14 protein-coding genes are annotated in these 16,168 nt (G+C 65.4%); 7 read left to right on the forward strand and 7 right to left on the reverse strand.

Annotation, left to right across the window (positions count from 1 at the left end):
• Positions 1–265: 265 nt before the first annotated feature.
• On the reverse strand, positions 266–4,345 hold the full coding sequence (locus tag KHP16_RS21610) for a CheR family methyltransferase (RefSeq protein ID WP_211961097.1): 4,080 nt from the start codon (positions 4,343–4,345) through the stop codon (positions 266–268).
• Between the two features lie 223 nt (positions 4,346–4,568).
• On the opposite strand from KHP16_RS21610, the gene KHP16_RS21615 reads away from it, so the two are divergent.
• On the forward strand, positions 4,569–4,826 hold the full coding sequence (locus tag KHP16_RS21615) for a hypothetical protein (RefSeq protein WP_109583875.1): 258 nt from the start codon (positions 4,569–4,571) through the stop codon (positions 4,824–4,826).
• An 11-nt stretch (positions 4,827–4,837) separates the two neighbouring features.
• Here KHP16_RS21615 and KHP16_RS21620 read toward each other — a convergent pair whose 3' ends face one another.
• From KHP16_RS21620 to KHP16_RS21635, 4 genes are all read right to left on the reverse strand, one after another.
• A complete protein-coding gene (locus KHP16_RS21620) occupies positions 4,838–5,074 on the reverse strand; it encodes a hypothetical protein (protein WP_211961098.1) in 237 nt (78 codons plus the stop codon).
• 122 nt (positions 5,075–5,196) lie between these two features.
• The gene (locus KHP16_RS21625; RefSeq protein WP_211961099.1) at positions 5,197–6,198 is read right to left on the reverse strand and encodes a chemotaxis protein CheB; all 1,002 of its coding nucleotides are present in this window, start codon (positions 6,196–6,198) and stop codon (positions 5,197–5,199) included.
• 64 nt (positions 6,199–6,262) lie between these two features.
• A complete protein-coding gene (locus KHP16_RS21630; protein ID WP_146208453.1) occupies positions 6,263–6,469 on the reverse strand; it encodes a hypothetical protein in 207 nt (68 codons plus the stop codon).
• A 71-nt stretch (positions 6,470–6,540) separates the two neighbouring features.
• Complete coding sequence (locus KHP16_RS21635) at positions 6,541–7,248, reverse strand: GntR family transcriptional regulator (protein WP_211961100.1); 708 nt, start codon at positions 7,246–7,248, stop codon at positions 6,541–6,543.
• Between the two features lie 210 nt (positions 7,249–7,458).
• Here KHP16_RS21635 and KHP16_RS21640 point away from each other — a divergent pair, with 210 nt between their 5' ends.
• The 5 genes from KHP16_RS21640 (at position 7,459) to KHP16_RS21660 (ending at position 12,970) form a co-directional block, all read left to right on the forward strand.
• The gene (locus tag KHP16_RS21640; protein WP_115954244.1) at positions 7,459–8,757 is read left to right on the forward strand and encodes an MFS transporter; all 1,299 of its coding nucleotides are present in this window, start codon (positions 7,459–7,461) and stop codon (positions 8,755–8,757) included.
• Between the two features lie 13 nt (positions 8,758–8,770).
• Complete coding sequence (locus tag KHP16_RS21645; protein ID WP_115954243.1) at positions 8,771–9,964, forward strand: serine hydrolase domain-containing protein; 1,194 nt, start codon at positions 8,771–8,773, stop codon at positions 9,962–9,964.
• A 66-nt stretch (positions 9,965–10,030) separates the two neighbouring features.
• The gene (locus tag KHP16_RS21650) at positions 10,031–10,759 is read left to right on the forward strand and encodes a maleate cis-trans isomerase family protein (RefSeq protein WP_211961101.1); all 729 of its coding nucleotides are present in this window, start codon (positions 10,031–10,033) and stop codon (positions 10,757–10,759) included.
• Positions 10,760–10,777: 18 nt separating this feature from the next.
• The gene (hydA, locus tag KHP16_RS21655; protein WP_211961102.1) at positions 10,778–12,208 is read left to right on the forward strand and encodes a dihydropyrimidinase; all 1,431 of its coding nucleotides are present in this window, start codon (positions 10,778–10,780) and stop codon (positions 12,206–12,208) included.
• A 3-nt stretch (positions 12,209–12,211) separates the two neighbouring features.
• Positions 12,212–12,970, forward strand: coding sequence for an aspartate/glutamate racemase family protein (locus KHP16_RS21660; RefSeq protein ID WP_109583868.1), 759 nt, complete (start codon positions 12,212–12,214; stop codon positions 12,968–12,970).
• Positions 12,971–13,013: 43 nt separating this feature from the next.
• Here the strand turns inward: KHP16_RS21660 and KHP16_RS21665 are convergent, their stop codons facing one another.
• The gene (locus KHP16_RS21665) at positions 13,014–13,250 is read right to left on the reverse strand and encodes a hypothetical protein (RefSeq protein ID WP_109583867.1); all 237 of its coding nucleotides are present in this window, start codon (positions 13,248–13,250) and stop codon (positions 13,014–13,016) included.
• 189 nt (positions 13,251–13,439) lie between these two features.
• Between KHP16_RS21665 and KHP16_RS21670 the strand changes: the two genes are divergently transcribed.
• Entirely contained in the window at positions 13,440–14,822 is a 1,383-nt protein-coding gene (locus KHP16_RS21670; RefSeq protein ID WP_211961103.1) for an NAD-dependent succinate-semialdehyde dehydrogenase, read from the forward strand.
• Between the two features lie 28 nt (positions 14,823–14,850).
• Here KHP16_RS21670 and KHP16_RS21675 read toward each other — a convergent pair whose 3' ends face one another.
• On the reverse strand, positions 14,851–16,146 hold the full coding sequence (locus tag KHP16_RS21675; protein WP_211961104.1) for an FAD-dependent oxidoreductase: 1,296 nt from the start codon (positions 16,144–16,146) through the stop codon (positions 14,851–14,853).
• Positions 16,147–16,168 lie beyond the last annotated feature (22 nt).

Here is a 16,168-nt window from a genome sequence, read left to right on the forward strand (position 1 = left end):
AGGACTGGCGTGGGGCAAGGTGTGGGTGGATCAGCATCGGCCCGCACCAAAGCCACTGCTCCCCACCGCCGCGCCAAAGCGAGCGCCGCCTGGCAAGCCACCCGCGGGGTCTTCCGGACATGTCCGCTGAGGGCGCGTTTCGAACGGCAGTCCCTCCGAAAGCGCGCACTACCATCGAATTCTGACGGCGTTTCCCTGCGTCGTTCAGACTAGAGTGCTTACGATTACCCGCCCCCGTGGCGGGTTTTTTTTCAACCTCTTGTCTTTATCCGGTCTGTGACTGCTGTTTCAGTTTCGCGACCGTCGTTAGCAACGCATCAAGCATGATCGGCTTGGACAGATGAGCATCGAAGCCCGCGCGCAGCGCGGCATCGATGTCTTCCTGACGGCCGAAGCCGCTCATCGCCACCGCATGGATACCGGCGAGATGCCCGCGGTCGCGCACCGCGCGCAACAGCTGATACCCATCCATGCCAGGCATGCCGAGGTCCGAGAGCAGCAGATCGGGCCGCTGCTTCTCCATCGCGGAGAGCGCTGCGTCGCCGCTCATCGCGGCGTCCACTTGCGCGCCCTCGGATTCCAGCAGCAGCCGGAAGGTCTCGACCGTCATGGCATCGTCATCGACGAGCATGACCCGCATGCCGTCAAGCAGCGACCCCGGGACCGAAACGGACTCCGTGCCGCCGATACGCGCGGTGCCGCGCGGCAACTCGACAGTGAAGGTGGCGCCTTTCCCTGGCCCGTCGGACGCCGCGCGTACCGAACCGCCCTGCAGCGTCACGAGTTCCTTGACCAGCGACAGGCCAATACCGAGACCGCCCGTCCGGCGTCCCGCGGAAAACCCTCCCTGATGGAACATGTCGAAGATGAACGGTAATGTCTGCGCGTCGATGCCGGCGCCTGTGTCGCTTACGGTCAGGCGCGCGAGGGCGTTCTCGGTCTCGACCTTCACCGTGATCTCTCCGCTGGCCTCGGTAAACTTCGCCGCATTGCTCAGCAGATTCCACACCACCTGTTCCAGGCGCGTCAGGTCCCCATGCACCCAGACAGGCTCGGCCGGCACCGTGCAATGCAATGCCAGACCTCGTGCACCCGCGTCCTGCGCCATCGCTTCGCAGACGCGGCCGACCACCGCCGCGAGGTCCACCATCTCGCGCACGATCGAAAGCTTGCCTGTTCGTACGCGCGACATGTCGAGCAGGTCGTCGATGATCTGCGCCTGGCTCATCACGGTGCGGCGGATGGTGTTGGTCGCCCGTTCGATCACGGGATTGCGGCGCGCCTCCGCGGAGCGCGCAATCAGTTCGCTGCTCGCGCTGATGAGATTCAGCGGATGCTTGAGTTCATGGGAGACAACCGCGAGGAACTCGTCGCGGCGGAATTGCTCCTGCTGCCATTTGACGTGGTCCGCGCGCGGCGCACCGGCCGGCAACACTTCGTCCAGATCCCGCGCGATCTTGGCGAAGCCGATCACGCCGCTCTGGTCCAGGCGGGACAACACGCCGCTGGAACGAAAACGCTTGCCATCGCGGCGCACATGCCACCGGTCTTCCTCGACGCGGCCGTACTTGCGCGCCTGCGCCATCTCCTGTGCCGGCACGCCGCGCTCGCGATCTTCGGGCGTGAACAGCACATCGGCCGTATTACCGAGCATCTCGTGTTCCGTGTAGCCGAAGATGCGGCTCGCGCCGATGTTCCAGCTGGTGACGCGGCCATCGTCGTCGAACGTGATGATGGCGTAGTCGCGCGTGCTTTCCGCCACGATATTCATACGGCGTTCGCCTTCGCGCAGGCGCTCTTCCGCGGCACGCCGCGACGTGATGTCGATAAACGAGAGCACCGCGCCGTCGATGCGGTCTTCGGTGGTGCGATACGGCAGAAAGCGCGCCAGGTACCAACGTCCGTCGGTGCTGCGCAGCTCCCGCTCGATCAACCGCAGCGAATCGAACGCCTCGGCCGCATCGTCGGCGAGCTTGTCGTACTCGAGCCGGTGCGTGATATCGAGCAGCGATCGGCCGATGTCCGACGGAATGATGCTGAACACTTCCGTCGCGCGCGGCGTGTAGCGCTTGATGCGAATGCTGCGGTCGACGAAGATCGTGCCGATGTCGTTGGCCGTAATCAGGTTCTGCAGATCGTCATTGATCTTGCTCGTCTCCTCGACCTTCGACTTGAGCTCCGCGTTGACCGTGGTCAGTTCTTCATTGATCGATTGCAGCTCTTCCTTGCTCGTTTCCAGTTCCTCGGTCGCGGATCGCAGTTCCTCGTTGATCGCCTGCAGCTCCTCGTTCGACGCCTTGAGTTCCTCGGTCGACGTCTCCGAATGCTCGACAGTCGCCTGCAGCTGCTCCTTGGTTCGCTGGAGTTCGTTCTCGAGCTGGCTCACCAGCGGATCTCGCGGCGTCTTCTGGGTCCCGTCGCTGCTCGCGCTCATGCTGTCCTCGACCTCGTCGAACAGGATCAGCACGAAATCGGAGTTGGCCTCCGCGTCATGCACGGGCCGCGCGATCATGTTGACGAAGAACCGGCGGCCGTCCCTTGTCAGTTCGACGCGGCGTGCCTCCACGCTGTGATTGCTCTGCAGCGCCTGAAAAATGGCCGTCCGCAGTTCCAGACGCAATTCGGGCCGCACGGCGGCGATGATGTTGTGCGAGGGCACGCCCCCCGCATATTGCAGGAAGCGGCCAGCGCGGTCCGACAGGTGGACGATGTCGGATTCCCGGCTGACAAGCACGCTCGGTGGCGCGTATTGCTCCACCACGCGCTGATGCAGGTCGCCGAACGAGAATTTGCGCTTGCCGCTTGGCGGCGGCAAAGCCACGGGCATGCGCGCGTTCGTCATGCCGGCGGCCGCCAGCGGCATCGGCGTATCCGACCGGACGGCGACATTCGCGCGGTAGATGCGCGCCTTCTTGTCGACGACGGAGAACAGGTTGCTGACACTGTCGGCCGCTTCGGAACTGCCGAGAAAAAGATAGCCGCCCGGCCTCAGCGCGAAATGGAACGTGCGGAGGATATCGATCTGCGCCTCGCGATCGAGATAAATCAGCAGATTGCGGCAGCAAACCATGTCCAGCCGCGAGAACGGCGGGTCGCTGAGCACGTTGTGGATCGCGAACAGCACGTGCTCGCGTAGTTCTTTCTTGACGCGGTAGTGCGCCGCGTCCTTCATCAGGAACTGACGCATGCGGCCCGCGCTCACGTCCGCGAGGATCGACTCCGGGTAGAGTCCCGAACGTGCATGGGCGATGGCGCGTTCGTCGATATCCGTGGCGAATACCTGGAACGGTATCGTCTCCGCGCCGCCCTCGGAGGCTTCCTGGAGCAGCATGGCGATCGAGTATGCCTCTTCGCCCGTCGCGCAGCCCGCGGACCAGACGCGGATCGGCTCGTTCGGCGCACGGCCTTCCAGCAGTTGGGGCATCACATCCGCCTCCAACACGTCGAACGCTTCTCGGTCGCGGAAGAAGTTCGTCACGCTGATCAGCATGTCCTGCAACAGCAGCGGCGTTTCCTCCGGGTGCGACTGCAGATAGTCGCGATACTCGTGCAAATCCGTCAGCCCGCTCACCTGCAGACGCCGCTCGATCCGCCGGAGGATAGTCGCGCGCTTGTATTGCCTGAAATCGTGCGAGGTCCGCGTGCGCAGCAGCACCATGATCTCGCGCAGCACGCGCTCGATACTTTCGGCCTGTTCGACTTCCCCCTTTTCCGGCTCCGGCATGCCGGGCAGCTGGATGCGGCTCGCCGTGACCCACAGGTCCATCAGCCGCTGCGGCATCTCCGACACTGGCAGGACCAGATCCACCATGTCCGTGTTGATGGCCGCGCGCGGCATGCTCGCGAAGGCGGCCTCGTCGGGCTGCTGCGCGATCGTGATGCCGCCGAGTTCCTTGATGCGCGTCATGCCGACCGAGCCGTCCGAACCGGCTCCGGACATGATGATGGACACCGCGCGCTCACGGTGTGCCTCCGCCAGCGAGCGGAAGAACAGGTCGATGGCCGCGCGGCGGTCGTCATGTGTCTGCGCCGGCGCGACGCGCAGGAGACCGTCCACCATGGTCAGCACCATGGCTGGCGCGATCACGTAGACATGATTGCTTTCGATGGCACTGGCGTCCGTCACGGCCACCACCGGCATGCTGGTCACGCCGGCCAGCACGTCGGGCAATCCGCTGGCATGGTCGGGCGACAGGTGCAGGACGACCACATACGCCGCCCCAGTGCGGGAAGGCAGGGATTCAAAGAAGCTCTTCAATGCTTCGATGCCTCCAGCGGAGGCCCCGATGCCCACGACGGGAAAATTCAACTGGCTGGGAATGGCTGTGGGACGCGAGCGTGCCATCGGCGATCTGAATTTGGAAGACGTTGGCGGCATGATACTCCGTCCCTTCCGTCATTCCACTCCATGACTGCCCCAAGTCGCTTCTTACGAAACAACGTGCAATCGTGACAATCGTTGCAAATCTGGCAGATCACACCGTCCGGATCGCCGCTTCGCCGGTGAGCGGTTACGCAGGAACGAATGATGCGGAAGACGGGTGCGGATTTTCTACTGGAGCAGCACCATGAAGCGCACATCGTCCGACCTGGCGGCATTGCGCCGCGAGACCGTACTCGCCAGAAATCTCGCGCCACTGGACCGGCGCATCGAGACCCTGCGCGACGACATACGCCGACAACTCCGCAGCGCGCGCGGGCTGAAGGCCGGGGGTGCCCCGCCCGACGAGTACTCGCGCGTGCTGGCGCTGCTCTGCCGCACACTGGGGGCCGAGCGGCGGTTTCGAAATGCCCTGCGGCTCGCGCTGCTAACGACCGCACGCTGAGGGCGTGGCGTTCAGCTCCTGTCGCGCGCAAAAAGGTCGCGCGAAAATAGCTCCTGGCGCCTGATGCGCAGCACGTCGAGCGAGCGCTGAATGGCTCGCCGTTCCGCCGTGCGGTCGTCCCCTCCGTCCATCGCAGTGGCCGCCGCCGTTGCCAACGCGCCGGATTCGCATCGCCGTAGCTCCGCTTCCTTCTCTGCGATATACCGGTCCAGAACGACAAGGTCTCTGAGAATCTTTCCCTGTGCCATAGCTTTCCTCTGTCCGATGTCTCCGTTCATTCAATATAACGGTGCAATCGGGCGCAAAACGCCGGAAGACGGGCCGGGTGCATCTCCGCAATGCGGCCATTCCGGACAGGGCGCGACGATGTTCACTCGCTCGGGATTGCTGCCGCGGCGCGCAATAATTCCACGAGTTTCTCGTTCTCCACAATGGTCAGCTGCTCCCGTTCGGCATCGGCATGCTGACCCGCCCGCCGTGCCCACGCCAGCCGCTCGCGCGCAAGGATGATGCGCTCGTGGACCGCGCGAATCGTGCCCCAGATGGCATCGTCGGCGGACTGTGCATTGGCGTCTTCGAGGGACAGCGACGTGAACGCATGTCCGGTGTGACACCGATAACGCAGGGGCTGATCGTCGCGCAGGCGCCAGAGTGCGCCATGGCAACTGGGACATGTCAGCGCGGCGCGTTCGCCAATCTCGTCGAGTGCCGCGGGTTCCGCGAGCCCACCTTCCGATATGGCGGCCTCGCGATCCAGATCGGGCCGGTTCCCCGGCATACGCTTTGCCATGATGGTCTCCTCACGCGTGGGAGCGCCCTCTATCGCAGCGCGAAGCATGTCGGGCAATGCTTCCCGCGTGGCGACAGCATCGACGCCGACCGCCGCCATCGCGCAACGCGGCATCGACGGCGCCTCGCAATCGTCGGGGTCTTGCACGACGACATAGCCGCCCCGCGCGCCCACGGCCGCGAGTCCGGCGGCGCCGTCGTCGAGATCGCCGGTCAGCACCACACCGACCACACGCTCGCGGTATTCGCGCGCCGCCGAACGAAAGAGCGGATCGGCGGCCGGCCGCGAGAAATTCTCCGCGGCGGTGTCGAGCAGGCAAAGCGTGTTGCCACGCACGACCATATGGCGGTCCGGCGGCGCCACGTAAATGTTGCCGCGCTGCAGCGATTCGCCATGCGCGGGATGGAAAGCGGGAATGCGTCCCCAGCTGGTGAGGAGGTCTGGCAGGATGCTGGGATGCCTGCCCACATGCATCACGATGAGCAGGATGACGCGCGGGTCCGGGTCAAGTCGTTCGACCAGAACCCGCAGTACAGGCACTGCGCCCCGGGATGCCGCGATGACGACGATGTCTCTGAGCATGCGCTCTCCAGTTTTCACAAAGGAGAGCAAGTTCCAAGCCGAGCCCGCCGCGGCGATGCGTCATTCAACCGCTAACGTGCGGCTTGTCGGATTGATCCCGGTTACCTTGCTCGTCTCGCGGTGACGATTGCTCGTTCATGATCTCGTTAGACGTGGGCTTGCCTTTGCCCGGCGCGCCGTCGGCGTCGGCCTCCGCGGCAGGGTTCTGCCCCCGCTCCGATTGCGTAGGCTTGGGAGCGGGATGGCGAATACTGGATTCCGAATGCTTCATGGCGTTCCCCTTTCGAAAGTGGCATGCGATGCGGGGAAACGCAAACCCTGTGCCCGCTTCCCTATGCCCACCTATCGGGCCGCCACATTCGGCTCGGCCAGCGATGCTTCCACGACGCGCAACACTTCGCGCGCGGTGTTCTCCGAATGCTCGCGCAGAATCCGCGCGAGCCGGGGCCGGCCCGGCTCGCGCAATGCGTCCACGATCGCCTCGTGCTCCTCGTGCGATTCCTGCCAGCGCAGCATGTCCGCGTTGGCCGCGCCGCGCGCGCGATGCACCTTGCTCATCAGCGTCGCATAGATGCCCGACAGCACCGCGTTGGCCGCGCTGTCAACAATGAGCTGATGAATCTCCTGATTGATCCGGAAGTAGTCGGTGCGCTTGCCCGCCGCATGCGCGTCGATCATCGCCTGATGACGGCGTTCGATCTTCGCCAGCGCCCCATCGCTCATGCGCTGGGCGACCAGCTCGCCCGCATGCGCCTCCAGTCCGTGCAGCGTTTCGAACGTGGCACGCAGTTCATCGAGGTCCAGCGGCGCCACGCGGTAGCCGATGTACTGCCGATGCAACACCAGCCCTTCCGATACCAGGATCTTGAGCGCTTCGCGCAGCGGCGTCTTGGAAACGTCGAACGCCTCGCAGAACGCCTTCTCGTCGATGCGCACGCCCGGCGGCAGTTCGCCCTCCTGAATCATGGTGCGCATGCGCGCCGCGATTTCGGCGGACATGCCCAGCGTGCGAAGGCGGGCGGTTTTGGGGAGAGCTTGTGTCACGGACATCACCAGATGGGGGAATCTGCACCAGATGGGAGACTAACATAACCATCTTGGTGTTTACACTATGGCGTACTAATACCTATATAAATCAACGGCTTCTGATCGTTGTAATTACAGATTACGTATCCTATACTCCGTTCCTGTTGCGCGACACCGCTGTAGACCCCCATCACTTGCCACGACAACGCAGGACCCAAGGAGCAGGAGACCCCCATGCCATCCACCAGTCAGGCCGCCACGATGACGGCCGCGCGCAGCAGCGTCCGATGGAAGATTTTCCTGATGATGCTATTCCTCATCGCGATCAACTACATCGACCGCGCCTCGCTGTCGGTGGCCATGCCACTGATCGCCAGGGAGTTCGACCTCAGCCCAACGATGCAGGGGCTCATCCTCAGCTCGTTCTTCTGGACCTACGCATTGATGCAGGTGCCCGGCGGCATGCTCGCCGACAAGTACAAGCCGCGCATCGTGATTGCCTGCGCGACAGTGTTCTGGGGCGCGTTTCAGGCGTTGGCCGCGGCCTGCACGACGGCGACGACGCTTCTGCTTACGCGTCTGGGCCTCGGCGCCGCGGAAGCGCCGATCTATCCGGCGGGCGGCAAGCTCAACGCGATCTGGATGACGCAGAACGAGCGCGGCCGCGGGGCGACGCTGCTCGATGGCGGCGCGCCGCTGGGCGCTGCGCTTGGCGCCATCATCATTACGTGGCTGATTACCGCGCTCGGCTCGTGGCGCCTCGCGTTTATCGTGGCGGGTGTGGGTACCGTCGTCGCGGGCATCGTGGCGTGGCGCTACATCCGCAACTCGCCGCGCCAACATGCCGGCGTCAATGAACTGGAAGCGCGCTATATCGAAGAGGCGCAGGCCAGCGAGCACCGCGCGGAGCCGGCCAATCTGTCGGGCCGTTCGCTGGACTTCTTCAAGTACCGCTCGGTCTGGTGCATGGCCATCGGCTGGATGTGCTTCAACACCGTGTTCTACGGCCTGCTCACTTGGATGCCCAACTACCTGAACAAGGTGCACGGCTTCGATATCAAGGCCATGGGCGGCGCGAGCTTCATCATTTTCTTCTGCGGCTTCGTCGGCGAACTGATCGGCGGGTGGATCGCGGACAAGTGGAAGGAAGCCGGCGGACGGCCCAACGTCGTCATGCGCACGCTGTTCGGCATCGCGGCCGTGGTGGCCACGGTCTCGATCTTCTCCGTGGCCTATGTGACCGACCCCGTGGTCGTGGTCGCCCTGCTCTCTTCCACGCTGTTCTTCCTGCGCTGGTGCGGCCTGTTCTGGTGCATTCCGTCCATCCTGGGCACGCGCAACAAGATCGGCTTCCTCGGCGGCGTGATGAACCTCGGCGGCAATATCGGCGGCATCAGCGTGCCGATCATCGTCGGCATGATCGTGCAGTTCACGGGTTCGTACTTTCTGGCGCTGATGTTCTTCGCCGCGGCCGGCGTGGGGCTGTTGCTGTCGTCCACCGCCATCGACTACGAGACCAAGCTTCCGGTCTGAGTGAGGAGCCCTCATGAAAACGAACACCTTCACGCTCATCGCCATCGCCGCCGTGCTGGCGACCGGTATGCGCACTGCACAGGCGGCGCCGTACGCCGACATTCCCACCGCGCAGCCCGAAGCCGTCGGCGTGGACTCCACGCGGCTGGTCGCGCTGTCCGAATGGATTCGCCGCGACAAGCTCGACGTGCGCAGCCTTCTCGTCATCAAGGATGGCAAGCTCGTGTTCGAGCGTTACAGCGACGGACTCGGCCGCGACTACAACCACGAGCTGTATTCGGTCACCAAGTTCATCAGCGCGCTGCTCGTCGGCACGCTGGTCGGCGATGGCAAGCTCGCCGCCACCGACGCCCCCGCCGCGCGGCTTGCCACCGCCCGCCCCGACCTCGCCGCGTCCCTCGCGGACAAGCAGCAGATCCAGTTGAAGCACCTGATGTCGATGGCCAGCGGGCTCTCGTACAAGCTCGTCGAGGGCACCGACACGCTGTACTACGGCGTGCCGGACCGCCTCAAGGTCGCCGCAACCGCAAGCGTGCGCGCCGCGCCTGGCACCGAGTTCGACTACATCGACGTGAATCCGGTGCTGGTCGGCGCCACGATCAGCCAGGTCACCGGATTGCCCGAGCAGCAGTATGCCGCGAGGCGGCTGTTCGAGCCGCTTGGCATGTCGCACTACCGCTGGGATGGCGCGGACGGCAAGGGCGCCGTGTCGGGCGGATGGGGCCTGCGCCTGCGGTCCATCGACATGGCGCGGCTGGGGATGCTGATGCTCGATCAGGGCCGCTGGAACGGGCAGCAGATCGTGCCCGCGTCGTGGGTGGCGCAGATGACCACGCCGTCCGGCCCCGCGCGCGACTATGGCTACTACTGCTGGGTGAACAACATCGTCCAGAGCGAGCGCGAATTCAGCGCGATGGGCTACAAGGGCCAGTTCATCACCGTGCTCCCGAAGCAGAACGCGGTCATCGTGATGAACAGCATCATGTCCACGCAAGGCGGCCTGCGCGATGCGAAGTACCTCGACCTGTATCGCCAGATGGTCAACGACTACATATTGCCCGCACTGCAGCCCGCGCTGCAGGCGGGCCCGGCGGTCAGGCCCGACGCGGCGCGCCAGGCGGCGCTGAAGCGGGAGCTCGAGCTCGCGCGCGGCAGTCACGGCGTGCCGGGCACCCAGCTCGCCTTCAACGACAAACCCGAGCGGTAAGCGCCCGGCACCTACCCCGAGGCACCGCGTCCAGACGGTGCCCGACCACTCCTGAGAATCCCACCCATGAACAAGCAGATTCGCCTTGGCATGCTGACGCCCTCTTCCAATACCGCGCTGGAGCCCATTACCAGCGCCATGGTGAGCGGCCTGCCCAACGTCAGCGCGCATTTTTCGCGCTTCACCGTCACCGAGATCTCGCTGCGCGACCAGGCATTGGGTCAGTTCGACCTCGACAAGATCCTGACGGCCGCCCGCCTGCTGGCGGACGCGCGCGTCGACGTCATTGCGTGGAACGGCACGTCGTCCGGCTGGCTGGGGTTCGACAGGGATCGCGCGCTGTGCAAGCAGATCACGGAAGCGACGGGCATTCCCGCCACCACCTCGGTGCTCGCCCTCAACGAGATTCTCGAGAAGACCGGCGCCCGCCGGTTCGGGCTGGCCACACCGTACCTCGACGACGTGCAGCAGCGCATCGTCGCCAACTACCAGCGCAGCGGCTTCGACTGCACGGCCGAGCGTCATCTCGGCCTGCACGTGAACTACAGCTTTGCCGAAGTGAAAGAAGACACCATCCGCCAGATGGTGCGCGAGCTGGCCACGCAAAACGTACAGGCCATCACCACGTTCTGCACGAACCTGCATGCGGCGCATCTGGCCGAGGCGCTCGAAGCCGAGACCGGCATCCCGATGTACGACACCATCTCCACCGTCGTATGGAGTGCGCTGCGGCTGGCGGGTGTCGATACGCGCGCGCTGCAGGGCTGGGGCCGCCTGTTTCGCGACGTCGTGTAACACCCCGGAGAGACGATCATGTCCGCAGACAACAACCTCGACCTCGTGATCCGTCATGCCGACGTGGTCACGGCATCCGACCGCTTTCGCTGCGACATCGGCGTGCGGGGCGGCAAGATCGTGGCGCTAGGCCATGGCCTGGCCAGCGCGCGGCAGGAAGTCGATGCCAGCGGCCTGCTCGCGCTTCCGGGCGGCGTCGACGGCCATTGCCATCTGGACCAGCCGATGCCCGATGGCCTGCGCATGGCCGACGATTTCTTCACCGGCACGCGCGCCGCGGCCTGCGGCGGCACCACGACCGTGATCCCCTTCGCGGCGCAGGAGAAAGGCCACTCCCTCAAGGCGGCGGTGGCCGACTACCACCGACGGGCGGACGGCCGCGCGGTCATCGACTACGCGTTCCACCTGATCGTGGCCGATCCCACCCCCGCCGTCCTGCACGACGAACTGCCTGCGCTGATCCGGCAGGGCTACAGTTCGTTCAAGGTCTACATGACCTACGACGACCTCAAGTTGTCCGATCGGCAGATGCTCGAAGTGCTCGACGTCGCGCGGCAGCACGGCGCGCTGGTGATGGTGCATGCGGAGAACGCCGACTGCATCTCGTGGCTCACCGACCGGCTGGTCGGCGAAGGCCGCATCGCGCCGCGCTTTCACGGCCTGGCGCGGCCAGCGGTCGTCGAGCGCGAGGCGACGCATCGCGCGATCTCGTTCGCGGAGCTCGTCGATGTGCCGATCCTGATCGTGCATGTGTCGGGCAAGGAAGCGATCGAACAGATCCGCTGGGCACAAGGGCGTGGCCTGAAGATCCTCGCGGAGACCTGCCCGCAGTACCTGTACCTCACCGCGGAAGACATGGGCCTGCCCGGCGAAGATGGCAGCGAGGGGGGCTACGAGGGCGCCAAATGCGTGTGCAGCCCGCCGCCCCGCGACCCGGAGAATCAGGCCGCGGTGTGGCGCGCGCTGACCAATGGCGTGTTCAGCGTGTTCTCGTCGGACCATGCGCCGTTTCGCTTCGACGATCCGCATGGCAAGAAGCCCGGCGGCAAGGAGCAGCCGTTCCACCACATTCCCAATGGCGTGCCGGGCATCGAGACGCGACTGCCGTTGCTGTTCGATGGCGTGCGGCGCGGCCTGCTGTCACTGCACCAGTTCGTGGAACTGACGTCGTACCGGCCGGCGCGTCTCTATGGTCTGTATCCGCGCAAGGGCACCATCGCGATTGGCGCCGATGCCGACATCGTGCTCTGGGACCCGACGCGCAAGGTGCGCATCGCCAATAGCAACCTCCATCATGCGGTGGACTACACGCCGTACGAAGGCATGGAAGTCACAGGCTGGCCGATGACGACCTTCTCGCGCGGAGAGATGATCGTGCGCAACGGCGAGTATCTCGAACCCTCCGCGGGCCGGGGCAAGTTCCTCGAAGCCGGACTTCCGGAGCTCTGAGCCATGAACCTTCTGATCGTCAATCCGAACATCAGCGCATCGGTGACGGACCTGATCCACACCGAGGCGCGGCGGACCGCGTCACCCGACACCCGCATCACGATGGCGACCGCGAGCTTCGGGGTGGCCTACATCGAGACGCGCTTCGAAGCGCTGGTCGGCGGCTATGCCACCGCGTGCGCGGCCGCCGAGCATGCGGGCACGTTCGACGGGCTCATCGTCGCCGCGTTCGGCGACCCCGGGCTCGCGGGCCTGAAGGAACTGTTCGATGTGCCTGTGGTGGGCATGACGGAGGCGGCGCTGGCGAGCGCATGCCTGCTCGGGCAACGGTTCTCGATCATCGCCATCTCGCACCGCATCGAGGCGTGGTATCGGGAATGCGTGGCGGCCAATGGCCTGACCTCGCGGCTGGCGAGCGTCCGTTCGTTGCAGACGCCGCTGCGCGATATCGGCAGCGTGCAGCAGGATCACGCCGCCCGTCTGGAGGCGCTCAGCCTGGAGGCGGTGCGGGAGGACGGCGCCGACGTCATCATCGTCGCGGGCGCACCGCTGGCCGGTCTTGCGCGGTCGCTACAGGGCAGCATTCCCGTGCCGGTCGTGGATGGCGTGAGCAGTGCGGTGCGCCATTGCGAGTCGCTGGTCGCGCTGCAGCCGGGCACCGCGCGGGAAGGTAGCTTCGCCCGGCCGCCACAGAAGCCGAATGCCGGCTTGCCCGCGGCGCTGGCGGGCCTGCTGGAAGCGTCGGCCGGCAGCAAGCCCTGACATTGCGGCACCGGTTGTCGGCAACGGTTGCCGGCAGCGGTCGTCAGCGCGCCAGCCGCTCCGCCTGCATCAGCTCCACGCGCAGGTCTTCGAGCTTCATCCGGAGCTCCGGCGGTGTGGATTCGTCCACCTGCCGCATCGCGTCGTCCAGCACGGCCGCCAGCCGCGGCGCGATGACGCGCCAGTCGGCCACCCGCATCACGGCTTCGAGCACGGCAACCCGCGCGCGCAGGGGCAGTTCCTGACCAACAGACGTGTCGGGGGGCGATTCTGGGTCCATGGTTCGCAAAAGTGGGGGCGCAATCCGCACACACATTAAAACCCGAGGCTTACCGGATTCTTACAGGGCCCCCTCATAGAAATAGGCAATAACAATAGATTCCTCGCCATGGTCTGCCCGGCGAGCCAGTCCTACCATCGATTCTCGTCATCGCAACCGCGATGCATGCATTCGAACAAAGGACTGGACATGACGATCAAAGTAACGAACCCCGCCGATGGCTCGCTGGCTGGCGAGGCGCCCGACATGACGCTGGCCGAGGTCAAGGCTGCCGTGGACCGAACCTGCAACGCCTTCCCGATGTGGTCGCGCAAGCTTGCCCGGGAGCGGGGTGAACTCCTGCGCAGATGGTTCGAACTGATTCGCGACGACAAACGCGTCTTCGCGGAGATCATGGTCAGGGAAAACGGCAAGTGCCTCGCCGACGCGATGGGCGAGATCGACTATGGTCTGGGTTTCATCGAGTGGTACGCCGAGGAAGCCAGGCGCGTGTATGGCGACACCATCCCCACCCACGCGGACAATGCGCGGGTACTGGTGACGAAAGAGCCCGCGGGACCGACGGCTGCGATCACTCCGTGGAACTTTCCGTTCATGATGATCACGCGCAAGATCGCCACCGCGCTGGCGGCCGGCTGCACGATGGTCATCAAGCCCTCCGAACTGACGCCGCTGACGGCCTACAAGCTGCTCGAGTACGCGCGGCGGGCCGGTATTCCCGAAGGTGTCTTCGAGATGGTGACGGGCAATCCGAAGGAGATCGGGGAAGTGTTCACGGGCGACTCGCGGATCCGAAAGCTCTCGTTCACCGGCTCCACCGCCGTGGGCAAGCTGCTGGCCACCGCGTGCGGCAACGATCTGAAGAAGATGACGCTGGAGCTGGGCGGCAACGCGCCGTTCATCGTGTTCGACGATGCAAGCTTCGAGGACGCGGTCGCCGCTCTGGTATCCGCGAAGCTCCGCAATTCCGGCCAGGTATGCATTTCTCCCAATCGCGTCTTCGTTCAGGACGGCATCCATGACCGCTTCGTGGAAGCCGTGGCGGAGCGCGTGGCGGAGATTCGCGTGGACCAGGGGTTTCAGGACGCCTTCGTGGTCGGGCCGCTGATCAATCGGGCCGGGCTCGACAAGGTCGCCGCGCTCGTCGAGGAGGCGAAGCAGGCAGGCGCCCGCGTTGTGCTGGGTGGCAAGCCGCATGCGAAGGGCGGCCTGTTCTATGAGCCGACCATCCTCGCGGATCTCGACGACGCGATGACGGTGGCCAGGACCGAGATCTTCGGGCCCGTGTTTCCGATCTATCGCTTCAGGACGGAAGACGAAGTCGTGCGGCGCGCGAACGACAGCGAGTATGGCCTCGTCGCCTACGCGTTCACGCGCGATCTGGGCCGCGCGTTCCGGCTGTCGAAGAACATCGAAGCCGGCATGGTGATCCTGAACACGGGTTCGGTGGGCACGGCGTCGGTACCGTTCGGCGGGATCAAGCATTCCGGCTACGGCCGTGAAGGCAGCTACTACGGGATCGAGGAATACGTCGAGGTCCGATACGTGCTGATGGGCGGGCTGGACAGGTAAGGCCCGGGCGAGCGCGTCCTTGCGTTACCTACGTCACCGCGATACGGTCGCTTGCCACGGCACGCCCGCGGCGGCCGAGCAGACCGTAGCGATCCCACCGGAAAGGTTCCAGATCGATGGCCGGTTCCCGGCCGAGGACGAGGTCGCTCACGATGCGCGCCGAGCCGCATGCCATGGTCCAGCCCATCGCGCCATGGCCGCAGTTCAGCCACAGGTTCGCATGCCGGGACGCGCCCAGGAACGGCAGGTTATCGGGCGTCATCGGCCGCTGGCCCACCCACTTGGCTGGCGCGTCCCCACGAATCTCCGGGTACACGTCGTGCGCGAAGGCCTCCAGCGCGCGGAACCGTGCCGCGATTTTCGCCGGGCCGGGCACCCCGATGTCGGCGAAGCCCGTGAATCGCACGGTCTCTTCGCCGAACGCAGCCCATGCAATCTTGTGTGGAATCGAGACCGCGCCCACGCTCGGCCGCGCCGCGCGTTCGCCGCGATACGAGATCGAATACCCCGTGACCGGAAAGATGGGCAGCGAGTCGCCTAGCGACGCGAGTAGCTGCCGTGAGGACAGGCCCGCGGCCACGACGACCGCGTCGGCCTTATAGTGGCCCTTGTCCGTCTTCACACCAGAGATGGCCGCGCCCCTGACGTCGAACCCGCGCACCCGCTCTCCAAAATGCGCCCGCACACCGCGCCGCATAGCCTCCTCCAGTGCCGCCGCCGTATAGCGTGCGGCGTCGCCCGTTCCGTCGTTCGGACAGAACACGCCGCGCGCGAACTTTACGGCCGCCCTGGCCAGCATCGGTTCGCGCAGCAGGAGCGCGTCGTGGTCCAGACGCTCGAAAGGTTCTCCGGCTGCTCTGAGCAGCGCCTCATCGTAGGGACCGGGCTGCTGGTTTTCGCCATACAGGTACAGGATGCCGGCATGCCGCCCGCCATAGGCCTCGACGGGCACGACGCCCTCGCCGAATAGCAGGTTGCGCGAGTAGGCCGCGAGGTCCAGCGCGGCGGTGGAGTTGGCGATCCACCTGTCGCGCGTGCTTTCCCGCGCGAAGAGCCCGGCCCAGCGCAGCAGCGAGGGCGTCCATGGCGGACAGATGCCGATGCCGTCGCCGAGGCCAAGCAGGGACTGGATGGCGACGCGCGCCATGCCGGGTTCGGCCCAGCTAAAGCAATGGCCCGGCGATATCAGTCCCGCATTCGCGAAGCTCGCCCCCGAGGCCGCGCCCGGTGCCGCATCCACGATGTCTACCGTGGCGCCCTCCCGAGCCAGTGTCAGGGCAGTGACCACGCCGGCGATGCCGGCCCCTACAACGACGATGTGCATCCCGCAATCCTTCCTTGGGCAG

This window comes from Cupriavidus plantarum, from assembly GCF_905397285.1.
In the GTDB taxonomy this organism is placed as follows: domain Bacteria; phylum Pseudomonadota; class Gammaproteobacteria; order Burkholderiales; family Burkholderiaceae; genus Cupriavidus; species Cupriavidus plantarum.

Bases quoted from the DNA above. Each gene is read 5' to 3' on its own strand.
- KHP16_RS21660 (WP_109583868.1), top strand. From the start codon at position 12,212: ATGAACCTTCTGATCGTCAATCCGAACATCAGCGCATCGGTGACGGAC.
- KHP16_RS21625 (WP_211961099.1), bottom strand. From the start codon at position 6,198: ATGCTCAGAGACATCGTCGTCATCGCGGCATCCCGGGGCGCAGTGCCT.
- KHP16_RS21610 (WP_211961097.1), bottom strand. From the start codon at position 4,345: ATGGCACGCTCGCGTCCCACAGCCATTCCCAGCCAGTTGAATTTTCCC.
- KHP16_RS21675 (WP_211961104.1), bottom strand. From the start codon at position 16,146: ATGCACATCGTCGTTGTAGGGGCCGGCATCGCCGGCGTGGTCACTGCC.
- KHP16_RS21665 (WP_109583867.1), bottom strand. From the start codon at position 13,250: ATGGACCCAGAATCGCCCCCCGACACGTCTGTTGGTCAGGAACTGCCC.
- KHP16_RS21635 (WP_211961100.1), bottom strand. From the start codon at position 7,248: ATGTCCGTGACACAAGCTCTCCCCAAAACCGCCCGCCTTCGCACGCTG.
- KHP16_RS21630 (WP_146208453.1), bottom strand. From the start codon at position 6,469: ATGAAGCATTCGGAATCCAGTATTCGCCATCCCGCTCCCAAGCCTACG.
- KHP16_RS21650 (WP_211961101.1), top strand. From the start codon at position 10,031: ATGAACAAGCAGATTCGCCTTGGCATGCTGACGCCCTCTTCCAATACC.
- KHP16_RS21670 (WP_211961103.1), top strand. From the start codon at position 13,440: ATGACGATCAAAGTAACGAACCCCGCCGATGGCTCGCTGGCTGGCGAG.
- KHP16_RS21615 (WP_109583875.1), top strand. From the start codon at position 4,569: ATGAAGCGCACATCGTCCGACCTGGCGGCATTGCGCCGCGAGACCGTA.
- hydA (WP_211961102.1), top strand. From the start codon at position 10,778: ATGTCCGCAGACAACAACCTCGACCTCGTGATCCGTCATGCCGACGTG.
- KHP16_RS21645 (WP_115954243.1), top strand. From the start codon at position 8,771: ATGAAAACGAACACCTTCACGCTCATCGCCATCGCCGCCGTGCTGGCG.
- KHP16_RS21620 (WP_211961098.1), bottom strand. From the start codon at position 5,074: ATGGCACAGGGAAAGATTCTCAGAGACCTTGTCGTTCTGGACCGGTAT.
- KHP16_RS21640 (WP_115954244.1), top strand. From the start codon at position 7,459: ATGCCATCCACCAGTCAGGCCGCCACGATGACGGCCGCGCGCAGCAGC.